The organism is Shinella sp. 20P9.1.1 (genome assembly GCF_057798995.1).
The window spans coordinates 14,204-26,561 of sequence record NZ_JBYOLC010000012.1; the positions used below are offsets into that span (position 1 = coordinate 14,204).

At 59.3% G+C, this 12,358-nt stretch carries 9 protein-coding genes and 2 pseudogenes; 8 read left to right on the forward strand and 3 right to left on the reverse strand.

The annotated features are described in order from the left end of the window. Positions 1 to 6: 6 nt before the first annotated feature. Positions 7 to 1,113, reverse strand: a complete 1,107-nt coding sequence (locus tag AC27VQ_RS19615; protein ID WP_488717608.1) for an NAD(P)-dependent alcohol dehydrogenase — start codon at positions 1,111 to 1,113, stop codon at positions 7 to 9. Positions 1,114 to 1,459: 346 nt separating this feature from the next. Here AC27VQ_RS19615 and AC27VQ_RS19620 point away from each other — a divergent pair, with 346 nt between their 5' ends. Further along, positions 1,460 to 2,533, forward strand: coding sequence for an alcohol dehydrogenase catalytic domain-containing protein (locus AC27VQ_RS19620; protein WP_488717609.1), 1,074 nt, complete (start codon positions 1,460 to 1,462; stop codon positions 2,531 to 2,533). Positions 2,534 to 2,581: 48 nt separating this feature from the next. Here the strand turns inward: AC27VQ_RS19620 and AC27VQ_RS19625 are convergent. Then, a pseudogene (locus tag AC27VQ_RS19625) lies at positions 2,582 to 3,181 on the reverse strand (2,3-bisphosphoglycerate-dependent phosphoglycerate mutase); the annotation flags it as partial. A gap of 276 nt (positions 3,182 to 3,457) precedes the next feature. Between AC27VQ_RS19625 and AC27VQ_RS19630 the strand changes: the two are divergent. The 7 genes from AC27VQ_RS19630 (at position 3,458) to AC27VQ_RS19660 (ending at position 10,923) form a co-directional block, all read left to right on the forward strand. Next, positions 3,458 to 4,546: an ABC transporter substrate-binding protein gene (locus tag AC27VQ_RS19630; RefSeq protein ID WP_488717758.1), complete on the forward strand. Its 1,089-nt coding sequence runs from the start codon at positions 3,458 to 3,460 to the stop codon at positions 4,544 to 4,546. 56 nt (positions 4,547 to 4,602) lie between these two features. Continuing rightward, a complete protein-coding gene (locus AC27VQ_RS19635; RefSeq protein ID WP_488717610.1) occupies positions 4,603 to 6,132 on the forward strand; it encodes a sugar ABC transporter ATP-binding protein in 1,530 nt (509 codons plus the stop codon). Between the two features lie 10 nt (positions 6,133 to 6,142). Beyond that, positions 6,143 to 7,084: an ABC transporter permease gene (locus tag AC27VQ_RS19640; RefSeq protein WP_488717611.1), complete on the forward strand. Its 942-nt coding sequence runs from the start codon at positions 6,143 to 6,145 to the stop codon at positions 7,082 to 7,084. A 5-nt stretch (positions 7,085 to 7,089) separates the two neighbouring features. Beyond that, a complete protein-coding gene (locus AC27VQ_RS19645) occupies positions 7,090 to 8,088 on the forward strand; it encodes an ABC transporter permease (protein WP_488717612.1) in 999 nt (332 codons plus the stop codon). A 65-nt stretch (positions 8,089 to 8,153) separates the two neighbouring features. Then, positions 8,154 to 9,257, forward strand: coding sequence for an NAD(P)-dependent alcohol dehydrogenase (locus AC27VQ_RS19650; protein ID WP_488717613.1), 1,104 nt, complete (start codon positions 8,154 to 8,156; stop codon positions 9,255 to 9,257). Between the two features lie 12 nt (positions 9,258 to 9,269). Then, positions 9,270 to 9,581 carry a putative quinol monooxygenase gene (locus AC27VQ_RS19655; RefSeq protein WP_488717614.1) on the forward strand — a complete coding sequence of 104 codons (312 nt, stop codon included), beginning with the start codon at positions 9,270 to 9,272 and terminating at the stop codon, positions 9,579 to 9,581. Between the two features lie 76 nt (positions 9,582 to 9,657). Then, positions 9,658 to 10,923: an NAD(P)/FAD-dependent oxidoreductase gene (locus tag AC27VQ_RS19660; RefSeq protein WP_488717615.1), complete on the forward strand. Its 1,266-nt coding sequence runs from the start codon at positions 9,658 to 9,660 to the stop codon at positions 10,921 to 10,923. Between the two features lie 368 nt (positions 10,924 to 11,291). Here the strand turns inward: AC27VQ_RS19660 and AC27VQ_RS19665 are convergent. Next, positions 11,292 to 12,327: pseudogene (locus AC27VQ_RS19665) on the reverse strand (IS110 family RNA-guided transposase). Positions 12,328 to 12,358: the final 31 nt, after the last annotated feature.

The following is a 12,358-nucleotide window of genomic DNA, read 5'->3' on the forward strand; positions in this document are numbered from 1 at the left end:
GAAGCCTCAGTGCTTCATACGCAGGATCGGCTTGATGACCTTTCCGCTCTCAGAGTCGGCCATCGCCTGGTTGATTTCGTCGAGGTCGTAGAACTGGACAAGTTTGTCGAACGGGAAGCGGCCCTGTTGCCAGTATTCGATCAACTGCGGAACGAATTCCGACGGAATGCTCTGGCCCTCGACGACGCCGACCAGCGTACGGCCGAACAGAAAGCTGCCGATGTCGATGACGCCTTCGGTGCCGAGTGCGGAAGACCCCACAAGGCCGCACGTTCCGGGGGTACCCAGGCAATCCACCGCCTGACGGAACACCTTCGGCGAACTTGTGCACTCAAGGCTGAAGTCTACGCCGGCGGGGACGATCTCCTTGATGGCTTTCACGCTGTCCAGCTTGCGCGCGTTCACGGTGTGCGTCGCGCCTAGTTCGATGGCGAGTTCAAGCCGCTCGTCGTTGAGATCAACGATGATGATGGTGGCGCACCCGGCGATCTTGGCGGCCATGGCCGCGGCCATCCCCACAGCGCCTGCGCCGAAAATCGCGATAGACGAGCCCTTCTGCGGCTTGAGGCAGTTGAGGACCGCGCCTGCGCCTGTTTGGAGGCCGCATCCCAACGGTCCGATGAGCTCGAGCGGGACGTCCTTTGAAATCTTGACGGCGTTCCGCTCGGACGCGATGGCATAGGTAGCAAATGAAGACTGTTCGAAGAAGCAACCGCTGATCTGGGTCCCATGGGAATCATGGATCGGGCAGGAGCCGTCCGGGCGGGTTCCGCGGAAGTTTCTGCCAAAGAAATCCTCGCAATAATACGGAGTGCCACCAAGGCATTTCTCGCATTTTCCGCAGTAGGCATAGCTCAGGGCGACATGGTCGCCGGGGATCAGGTTCTTGACGTCGCTGCCTACGACCTCGACGATTCCCGAACCTTCGTGGCCGAGGACTACGGGCTGTGGGACGTCGTATCCTTGGTCTCGAACAACCATGTCGGTGTGGCAGACACCCGACGCGACGATACGCACGAGGATTTCGTCAGACCTCGGTTCGTCGATGCCGATGCATTCCAGGACAAGAGGTTTCGACTTCTCGCGCGATATCGCGGCATATGCTTGTTTCATGGATAGGTGCTCCTCCGATGCGCCGTGGCGCAAATCGAGCGTGAATCTAGATCATTAACAGACAATCAGTCAATAATTATTGTCGATAAGCTGTATCGAACGACACATGCGTTGTTCAAAATCGCGTTGTGAGTCGTTAATAGTTTTATTAAATATCTGTTTTATTTGAATTATTTGTATGTGCCATATCCTTGGATGTCGCACCAGTCTTTGATTGATTCTGTGCTGTTGTTGACAGATTGACTGACGAAAACTAGCAATCTTCGCTGCGGAGCACCCGTTCCGTCTATTGATATCGGGAGGAAACCATATGTTTAAAGCGCCCAGGGCGTGGTCGAGTCAGTCAATGAAAGCAGCCAAGATCGAAGGAGTTCGAGGGCGCATTTCCGTCGCGGAGGTCCAGGTCCCGGAGCTTGAGCCGGACGATGCTCTTGTTCGTGTCGTTGCGTCTGGGATTTGCAGAAGCGATTGGCATTTGTGGAACGGCGATTGGGAATGGGTCGGGATGAAGCTTCAGCCGGGAGCGGTCCTCGGTCACGAAATAGGAGGCATCGTCGAAGCTGTAGGCTCGAACGTCAGGTCTGTCCGTCCTGGGCAGAAGGTTACCGTGCCCTTCAACCTTGCGTGCGGCCATTGCCACCATTGCTCCCGCGGAGAGCAGAATGTCTGCGACAACGCCGCCGTCCCGCATCTGATTCCAGGATCGGGTGGCTGGGCACAATACATGCGCGCGCCGAACGCCAACCTCAATTGTGTGCCGCTGCCAGACGGCGTCGATGAACTCACGGCGGCAGCGCTGGGGTGCAGATACATGACCGCATGGCGAGCGATCCAGAGCCGGGGAGCCTTGCGCGGCGGCGAGAGCGTGGCCGTGTTCGGCTGCGGCGGGGTCGGCCAGGCGGCGATCGAGATCGCGGCATCCTTGGGCGGCAGGGTTATCGCTATCGATGTCGACGACGCGAAACTCGCGAGGGCCAGGGAGATCGGCGCGCACGACGTCGTGAACGCAAAGGGGCTGTCGCCGGAAAAGACGGGCGAAGCCGTTCGGGCGATCACCGAACGCAACGCGGGGGTCGATCTAGCCGTCGACGCCCTCGGCAGCGTCGCGACCGTGCACGGCGCTCTGCACGCCCTTCGAAAAGGTGGTCGCCTCTCGCAGGTGGGCCTTACATCGCAAGCGGAAAAAGGCGTCGTCGCGGTTCCGATGGACATGATTGTCCTCAAGGAACTCGAGATTCGGGGCAGCCTCGGCAACCCCCAGAGCCAGTATGGCGATCTACTCGGACTGGTGGCTTCGAAGAAGCTCAACCCGACTGCGTTGGTGAGTCGGACGGTGTCATTGCGAGACGTGGAATCCGTTCTGCATGACATGGATAGCTTCAAAACGAGCGGTTACGTGGTCATCACCGACTTCCAGTAGGCGTTGGGAATTCCTCCCCGGGGTCGTTGTCGCTCCCGGGGAGGACGTTTTTTCCGTCAGGGTGAGGTCGCGAGCCAGGGTGTAGATCGTGGGCACGGCAGTCGGAATTTCCAAAGCAAGCATCTCTGTGATCGAGAGGCTTTCGATAACCCGACATATCGTCCTCAAGGAATTTCCGTGGGCGACCAGTAGGACGCTCTCTCCCCTCAGCAGCAGAGGCAGGACTTCGCAGATAAAGAACGGAAGAACCCTGGCGCTGGTGTCGCGAATACTCTCTCCGCGCGGCGGCGGAACGAGATAGGAGCGCCGCCAGATGCGCACCTGATCATGACCCCATTTCGCTCGGACCTCGTCCTTGTTCAGTCCAGTCAGTTCGCCGTAGTCCCGCTCGTTCAGGGCGTCTGTCTGGATTGGTGTGGCGGAATCGCCGTTGGTCTCGGCCAGAATCAGACTGCAGGTATCGACCGATCGGCTGAGGCCTGAACTGAAAGCGTGATCGAAGCGCAATCCGAGCGCGCTCAACCTCACGCCAGCCGCCCGGCTTTCCTCGCGCCCGAAAGAGGTCAGAGGAGCGTCCTGGTGGCCCGTGAATTCGTTTCGTTCGTTGCCCGAACTCTGGCCGTGACGGGCGATAACAAGCGTGGACAAGGCGGTCCTCCTGTGAGGTTGGCGTCGATGCAGGCATTGTCTTATTGACTGATGCCGTTCTTAATATTCATGTATATCTATATAAAACAGCTAGATAAAGCGAATATTGGAGTGTCAATGATTCTAATAGGTTTAGTTTATTGACAGATTGTCTGATGATTTGTATCAATGCGCTTCGCCGTTCTGAGGAGAGTCCGGCAACGGCAGGAGAAGACGGGGCTCTCGCGAAAGCAGACAATGTCCACCGCCCGGAGCGGTTTTGAGGAGGAGAATTCCATGAAGAGACGTACTTTCCTGCAGGCTGGCGGCGCGCTGGCCGTGGCCGGGACTTTTGGAGTGCCGAGCATTCTTCGTGCTCAGGACGCTATCAGCCTTCTTCCCGATACCTGGCCTTCGGAAGGCGACAACCCGATAGTCGAAGCTGGCAAGTTCACCAAGTCTGGCCCGTGGAAAATCGGCCATAGTCACTACGGCCTCGCAGGCTCGACCCATACCTACCAGACCGCCTTCGAAGCTGAGTATGAGATCGGGAAGAACAAGGAGCGCATCGCGGACTACCAGTTCCGCAGCGCCGATCTTAACGCCTCCAAGCAGGTCGCCGACATCGAAGACCTGATCGCGCAGAAGGTGGACGCTATCATCATCGCGCCGCTCACGACCGGCTCCGCCGTCGAGGGCATCCGCAAAGCCAAGGCTGCAGGAATCCCGACCGTCGTTTATCTCGGCCGCGTCGATACGGAAGACTTCACGGTACAGGTCCAGGGCGACGACTTCTATTTCGGTCGCGTGATGGCGCAGTTCCTGGTGGACAAGCTTGGTAACAAGGGCAAGGTGTGGGTGCTGCGCGGCGTCGCTGGACATCCGATCGACGCCGACCGGTATGCTGGCGCTATGGAAGTCTTCAGCAAATCCGGCCTGCAGATCACATCAACGCAGCATGGCAGCTGGTCCTACGAGGACTCCAAGAAGATCGCCGAAAGCCTCTATCTTTCCGACCCGGACGTCGCGGGCGTGTGGACGGACGGCGCGAACATGTCCCTTGGCGTCCTTGATGCTCTCCAGGAAGCGGGGGCTTCCACGATCCCGCCGATCACGGGCGAGGCCCTCAACGGCTGGATGCGCCGTTGGAACGACGAGAAGCTTTCGTCCATCGGGCCGATTTGCCCTCCCGCTCTGTCTACGGCGGCCCTGCGCGCGTCGTTCGCTCTTCTGGAAGGCAAGCCCATCCAGCGCAACTGGACGAACCGTCCCAAGCCAATTGTCGATGAAAACCTCGCGCAGTTCTATCGCGCCGATCTAACCGACGCTTACTGGGCACCGACCGAAATGCCGAACGAGAAACTCCTCGAGTATTTCAAGGCCTGACGCGAGCCGGGCGCGGACATCCCGCGCCCGCATCTCCCCTGACAATGGAAATGATCATGAGCATGCTTGTCGAGATGGTTGGTATCAACAAGTCGTTCGGTGCGACGAAAGTCCTTTCGGACGTGCGGTTCTCGCTCGAGCGCGGCTCCGTGCACGCCCTGATGGGCGAGAATGGAGCGGGTAAATCAACGCTGATGCGTATCCTCGCGGGTGTATACCAGCCCACTGTCGGCAGTGTCCGTCTCAGGGGCGAAGACGTCCATTTCCGTTCGCCCAAGGAGGCCCGCATGGCGGGCGTGTCCACGGTATTCCAGGAATTCACCCTGATACCGAACCTCACTGTCGCCGAGAACATGTTTCTCGGGCATGAACCTCGGCGCGCGGATGGCTCTATCGACAGCGCTGAGGTCGTCCGCCGCTCAAGCGCATTGCTTGCGGACGTCTTTCCGCAACTCGACGCCACCGCGATCGTGGAGACGTTGACCGTCGCTCAACAGCAGGCGGTGGAAATCGCCAAGGGCCTGACGTCGAATGCGGATGTTTTCATTTTCGACGAACCGACCGCAGCGTTGAATTCGACGGATGTGGCCCATCTGTTCAAGGTCATCCGTGACCTCAAGGCCAACGGGAAAGCCGTCGTCTATATCTCGCATCGCATGAACGAGGTTTTCGAACTCTGCGACACAATCACCGTCATGAAGGACGGGGCATGGGTGAAGACCGCGAAGGCGCACGACTTCAATCTGCATTCGCTGGTCACCACCATGGTTGGCCGGGAACTCCAGAGCTTTTTCCCGCCCCGTTCTCGCGAGACTGGCGATCCCATGCTCGAGGTATCCGAGCTCAAGCTCCACGACGACGGCTCGACAGTCGGCTTCGCCGTGCGGAAAGGCGAGATCATCGGACTGGCTGGCCTCGAAGGGCAGGGCCAGCGCGAGATCGTGCGTGCTATCGTCGGGGTCGAGACCGCAAGGACCGTGAAGGTTCGCCGCCGGGGCAGTGATGCCAATATGACCGATGTAAACGTATCGTCTGGCTTCTCGAACGCCATCGCGTCGGGGATCGGCTTCATACCCGAAGACCGGAAGCAGGAGGGCCTTTTCCTGCGGTTGCCGATTTACGACAACATCGCGCTTGGGAAACAGCTCAACCGCAACATGGCGAGCGTCGCCTGGCGGTCCGTTTCGAAGGTTCGCGAAGTCATCAAGTCCCTACGCGTCGCAGCAGCCGATCCGAGCGCTCCCGTCGGGAAGCTCTCAGGCGGCAACCAGCAGAAGGTCCTGCTCGGCCGCTGGCTTCTGTCCGGAGTCGATATTCTGGTCATCGAAGAGCCGACACGTGGCGTTGATGTTGGGGCGAAGGCGGAAATCTATCGACTGCTCCGCGATTTCAGCGACCGCGGTGGTGCTGTGATCGTCTCATCCCGCGAACATGTGGAGCTCATCGGTCTCTGTGACAATATTTTGGTCGTCCACGACCGGAAGATCGTCGGCCAGATGCCCGCTGCGGACGCCACCGAGGAAAGCATCCTTGGAACCGCGCTCGGTTCCAGCTCCGCGGCCGATCCGCGCGCAGCGGTTCATTGAGGAGGAATCCATGAACACAGTCACGAACTTTCTCAAGACCCCGTATCGGGCCGGCGCGATCCGTCTTTCGATCGGCACGTTGCTTGTCATGCTGATCGCATCGGTCATCTTCCTTCCGGGCTTCCTCGCTCCCGAGAACCTTACGAACCTGCTCGCCCAGTCCACCGTTCTTGTCATCTCGGCGCTCGGGCAGACGTTCGTCATCCTGACGGGTGGGCTAGATGTCTCGGTCGGATCGATCATCAGCATCACGACCACGATCATGACACTCGACCTTCCCGACATCGTCCGGGTCCTGCTCTGTATCGCGGTGGCGGCGGCGTTCGGCCTGGCGAACGGGTACGGGGTGGCGCGACTGAACGTCCACCCGATCATCATGACGCTGGCGACGATGGGTATCGGCCAGGGACTGGCCCTCATCATCCTCCCAATTCCCGGAGGCCGCGTTCCCGAATGGTTGTCCGCGTCTGTAGCTGGATCGATCGGCCCGATACCCAATTCGCTTTTCTGGCTGATCGCCGCATCCTGCGCCGCGGCATGGATTCTCTACCGCAGACCGTTCGGTCTCTATCTCTTCGCTTCCGGCGGCAACGACTTCAACGCCCGCATGAACGGCGTTCCCGTGGAGCGCACGGTTATCAAGGCTTATATGCTGTCGGCACTCTTCGCGTGCGCCGCCGGAATGTTCCTTGCGGGGCGACTTGCCTCGGGTGACCCCAAGGGCGGCGCGACGTTCGGCATCGAGTCCGTCACAGCCGCGGCGCTGGGTGGCGTCCATCTCGCAGGGGGTATCGGCAGCATTCTCGGGACCGTCGTTGGAGCGGCCATTCTCGGCATCGTCAACAACGTGATGAACCTCGCCAATGTGTCGGCCTACCTCCAGTCGGTCGTCAAGGGTCTGCTGCTCCTCGTGCTCGTCGTTTCGCAGCGTCGCAAAACAATCGGACTTTGAAAGAGATGGACTTCTCGATGACAACGACAGACACGAAAGCCGGGACGCCATCGCGCACCTTCAACGTCAAGCGTACCATTTCGTGGATACTCGGCCTGCCGCCGGCCTATTACGTCCTCGCGATCCTCATAGCGGTCGCCCCGGCGGTCAGCGCGACGCTCATCAACCCGAACTACTGGTTCGTGATCCTCAAGCAATCCGCTCCATTGGGCATAGCGGTGCTGGCGCAGTCCCTGGTCATGCGCGTGCGTTCGATTGATCTTTCGGTCAGTGGCGTGTTCGCATTCGCGATCTACTTGGCCAGCTCGGGCTTTCTGAACAACTATCCGCCGTATGTGACCGTACTGATGCCGATCGTCGTCGGTCTGGCTGTCGGCCTGATCAATGGCGTTCTCGTCGCGTACATCCGCGCGTCAGCGGTCATCTCGACGCTCAGCGTCTCGGCGATCCTCATCGGTATCGTGCAGTACATGAGTGCGGGGCGTGCGCCGGGATCGACGCCGAACTGGCTTCGCGTGCTGACCAGCGGCAATATCCATGGGCTCTCGTACTCCGTCATTGTCTGGATCGGAATATCCGTGTTTGTTGCGCTGGCGTTCCGATTCCTCATCGTAGGCCGCTATTTCCGCGCCGTCGGCGACAATCCGCGAGCTGCCGAAACCACGGGCATCCCGCTCGCGCGCACGATCTTCGTATCCCACACGCTCGCTGGCACGCTGACCGGCATCGCGGCCCTGGTTCAAGTCTCGGCGCTCGCCGTCGGCACGATCAAGCCCGGCTTCGACACCTTCATGAATGCGCTCGCCGCGACCATCCTCGGCGGCGTCACTTTCGGTGTGGACAGGGGCGGCGTCGCAGGACCGTTCGTCGCCGTGGTCGCGTTCAGCTTCCTGTTCGCCATGCTGACGGTCTTCGGCATTCAGGAGCCCGGAAAGCTCATTGTTCAGGGCGGGATCATCGCGCTTGCCGCGATCATCTACGGATCGCGCACCGGGCGAGTCTGAGTTCGACCGGGTTCGGTCGGTCAAGTCATTCCCGCCGCAGTCGCGGGAGAACGCAGGAGAAGAAAATGGTGAAGATCACTGCGGCGGTTGCCGTCAAGCCAAAGGCCCCGCTGGAGTTTCGCGAACTGGAACTCGCCGATCCGGAAGGCAACGAGATTCTCGTTCGTACTGTCGCGACGGGCATCTGCCACACCGACCTTCTTCTGCGCGATGGCATCTTCGGCCCACCGGCACCGGTCATTCCGGGCCACGAAGGGGTGGGTATCGTTCAAGCGATCGGTACCGATGTTCAGAGCCTCAAGGTCGGCGATCACGTCGCTCTCAGCCAGAGTTCATGTGGCTTCTGTGCCGATTGCCGTCGCTCGCACCCCATGAACTGCCAGAACTACACCCAGTATAATCTCACCGGACTTCGCCCCAACGGGAAGAAGGCGCTGCTTTGCGACGAGGTGGGGATCGGCAGCAATTTCGTCGGCCAGTCATCCTTCGCGACGCATATTTTGGCGACCGAGAACAACGCCGCGCTTCTGCCCAAGGAGAACTTCGATCTCACGAACGCCGCGCCACTGGGCTGCGGCATGGCGACCGGCGCTGGCACGGTCATCAATGCGATGAAGCCGGAGATCGGATCGACGATCGCCGTGTTCGGGGCTGGAGCGGTCGGCATGGCCGCCGTCATGGCTGCGAAGGTCCGCCGTTGCAGCAAGATCATCATCATCGACCTGAACCAGCAACGTCTCGATATGGCCAAGGAGCTTGGTGCTACCCACACGATCAACGGGAAAGACACCAACGTCGTGGAGCAGATTCACGCGCTGACGGGTGGTGGTGCCGACTTCGCCATCGATGCCGTCGGGATTATCCCCGTCATCCTGAACTCAATTAAATGCACTAGGGCCGGTGGCCATGTGGTCCTGCTCGGCCTCGACGCACTTGGCAAGGATATTCCGATTCCCTTGGACCTCATGGTATTCAACCGCAAAATCCAGGGTGCGATCCTTGGCGATCAAATCCCGCAGCTCTTCATTCCGCAGATGGTCGAGCTCAACCAAGCCGGTCTTTTCCCCTTCCAGAAGCTCATCACCAAGTATCCGTTCGAGAAAATCAACGAGGCGATCGCCGACGCTGAAGCGGGACGGGTGATCAAACCAGTTATCGTGTTCAATTAGGAGCCAGTTTGCATGACTTCCAACAAGGCTGAGGAACAACACCTCATCGTCGAATTCAAGACAACGACGCAGAGCCGGGACCGCGTCCAGGAACTTCTTCAAGAGTTCATCGGGCCCGCGCGCGAGGAGGCTGGCTGCCTGTACTACGATCTGTACCAACGCACCGATGATCCGAACTCGTTCTTCATCCTCGACGGCTGGGCAGACGCCGCCGCCGCCGCGGGACACGGCGAGCATCCGAACGTGAAGCGGGTGCTCGAGCCTCTCCTTCCGCTTTTGGTCAGCCCTCCGTCGATCATCGTCAACGGGCGCGTCAGCGACTGAGCTAGCGGATTGTCAGATTCCGAGGAACGCGCTCCGTTTGGAGCGCGTTTTTTTAGAACTTTGGATGAGGGATAGTATGGCTGAGCATCGGGTAGTTATCGTGGGCGGCGGCTTCGCGGGCCTTCAACTGGCCAAGGACCTCAAATGTCCTGATACTTCGATCACGATCATCGACAGGCGTAACCACCATCTGTTCCAGCCGCTGCTCTACCAAGTCGCCACCACTGTTCTCGCAACGTCTGAGATCGCGTGGCCCATTCGGGCGGTGTTCCGCGGTCGAAAGGACGTTTCGACCCTGCTCGGGGAGGTCGTTGGCGTGGATACGGAGGAGCGCTTCGTTTCACTCAAGGATGGGCACCGCATTCCGTATGATACGCTCGTTCTTGCCACCGGAGCACGTCATGCATATTTCGGGCGCGATGAATGGGAGCCTTTCGCTCCGGGACTCAAGGCTCTCGAGGACGCGACAACGATACGGCGACGTCTTCTCTTGGCGTTCGAGAAGGCTGAACTTGAAACGGACCCCGAAATCCGACGGGCCATGCTGACGTTCTGCATTATCGGAGCAGGGCCGACGGGTGTGGAAATGGCCGGTATCATCGCGGAGCTGGCCCACAGAGCCCTTGTCGAGGAATTCAGAAGCATCGACACCAAATCGGCCCGGATTTTGCTCGTCGAGGCAGGCCCGCGTGTCCTCCCGGTTTTCGCGGAAACGCTGTCGGAATACGCCGAGCGTTCTCTTACCAAAATGGGCGTGGAGGTGCGGACGGGGCAACCTGTGACTGCGTGCAATGAGGAGGGCATCTCGATCGGAAACGAATTCGTTCCGAGCCGGATGGTGATCTGGGCTGCGGGGGTTCAGGCCTCCAACGCCGCGACATGGGTGGGTGCGGAGAAAGACAGAGCGGGCAGGGCGATCGTGGAACCGGACCTCACCGTTAAAGGGCACCCGGAAATTTTTGTCGTCGGAGACACGGCTTCCGTCAAAACCGAAGGTGGAACCCCTGTTCCCGGAGTTGCCCCCGCGGCCAAACAGCAGGGTACATACGTAGCCGCCGCTATCAAGGCGCGGCGTCATCAACGCGTCGCGCCGGCTGCGTTTAAGTACAGGCACCTCGGCAATCTGGCTACGATCGGCCCGAGTTCGGCGGTCATCGATTTCGGTAGGGTTCGCCTCAAGGGATGGCTAGCCTGGTGGATATGGGGGCTCGCCCATATCTACTTCCTAATCGGGACGAGGAGTAGAATGGCAGTTGCGCTTAGTTGGTTATGGGCTTTTGTTTCCGGACACCACTCTGCGCGTTTGATCACCCAGAAGGAAACGCTGAAGGACGAGGTTTGAAGCCAGCTCGGCTGCAGCCGCACAGAAGAGAGGAGAAAAGGCCAATCACTTGACCAAACCCTGATCAGAAAACCATACTCAGAGGTGGCTCACTTCTCGGTGGAAAAACCGGCTCAGTTCCGCGTGGAAACGTATGGCCCGCCCTGTTTGCAAGCTGTTTTTTGACTTCCTGTGCAGTCTGCTTCAACGTATTCGGTCTTACGGTCAGGCCGTAGCCAAGATGGATATCCGCACGTCCAGAGCCACGATAACCAACACGGTTTCAATGAACCATTTCCACGCCTGGGCTATCTGAACGCCGATCAACTGTCAGGCCATCTCTATTCCACTCGCAAACATCGTAGGCTGCGCTCCCGGCAGCCAATAACTCAGATTACAGCTATACCATAGGCCCGCTCATAGGGCTGTCCTTTGCGCAACACCACCCAGGCGATACGCGCGAGCTTGTTTGCCAAGGCCACGATCGCGACATTGCGCTGGACGCCTCGGGACAACATCGTCCGGAGCCATTGCCCGATTAGCGTGTCACTTTGACTGAGCGTGTGCATTGCCGCTCGAGCGCCGTGGACCAGCAAGGTTCGCAGGTAGGTGTTGCCGCGCTTTGTTATCCCAAGCAGACGTGCCTTGCCTCCGGTGGTGAACTGTCGTGGCACAAGCCCCAGCCATGCTCCGAGATCTCGGGCATGCTTAAAACTGCCGGCGTCACCAATCGCGGCAACAAGTGCCGTGGCGTTGAGCACGCCGATGCCGGGAATCGATGTCAGGCGGCGCATCGCGCTGTTCTGCCTGGAGAGTGCTACGAACTCTGCGTTCAGCGCCCCGATCTTCTTGTCAAGCATTTCGCCATTCGTCCCGCAATTCGATGACCAGGCTGCGGATACGCGCAGACAGGACCTCATCAGCTTCGGCAAGGAGACCGTCCAGAGCGCTCTCGAACTTCACGCGGCCTGCGGCGAATATGACACCTCTCTCAAGAAGAACGGCACGCAGCTGATTGATCAAGGCCGTTCGCTCCGCAACCAGCCGTGATCGAACCCGATGCAACGTCTGGATATCCAACTGCTCTTGGCTCTTTAGTTCGACAAACCGCATCGTCGGGCGAGATGCCGCCTCGGCAATGCCCTCGGCATCTCTGTCGTCATTCTTCTGCGCCTTTACATACGGACGGGCGTATTCCGGCGACATCAGCCGAACCTCATGACCTCTCACGATAAAGAGCCGGCCAAGATGGTGAGCACCACAGCAGGCCTCCATCGCAATAATGCAGGTTGGTAGCTTCTCGACGAATTCGATCAATGTCTGTCGCCGCATCGTTCGACGGACAACCACTGCGCCGTGGTCATCTACACCAACGACGCTGCAGCTGTTCTTTCCGATGTCGATACCCAGTATGGAAATCTGCATGGCTCGGCTCCTTCCCTTCAAGAGAACGACA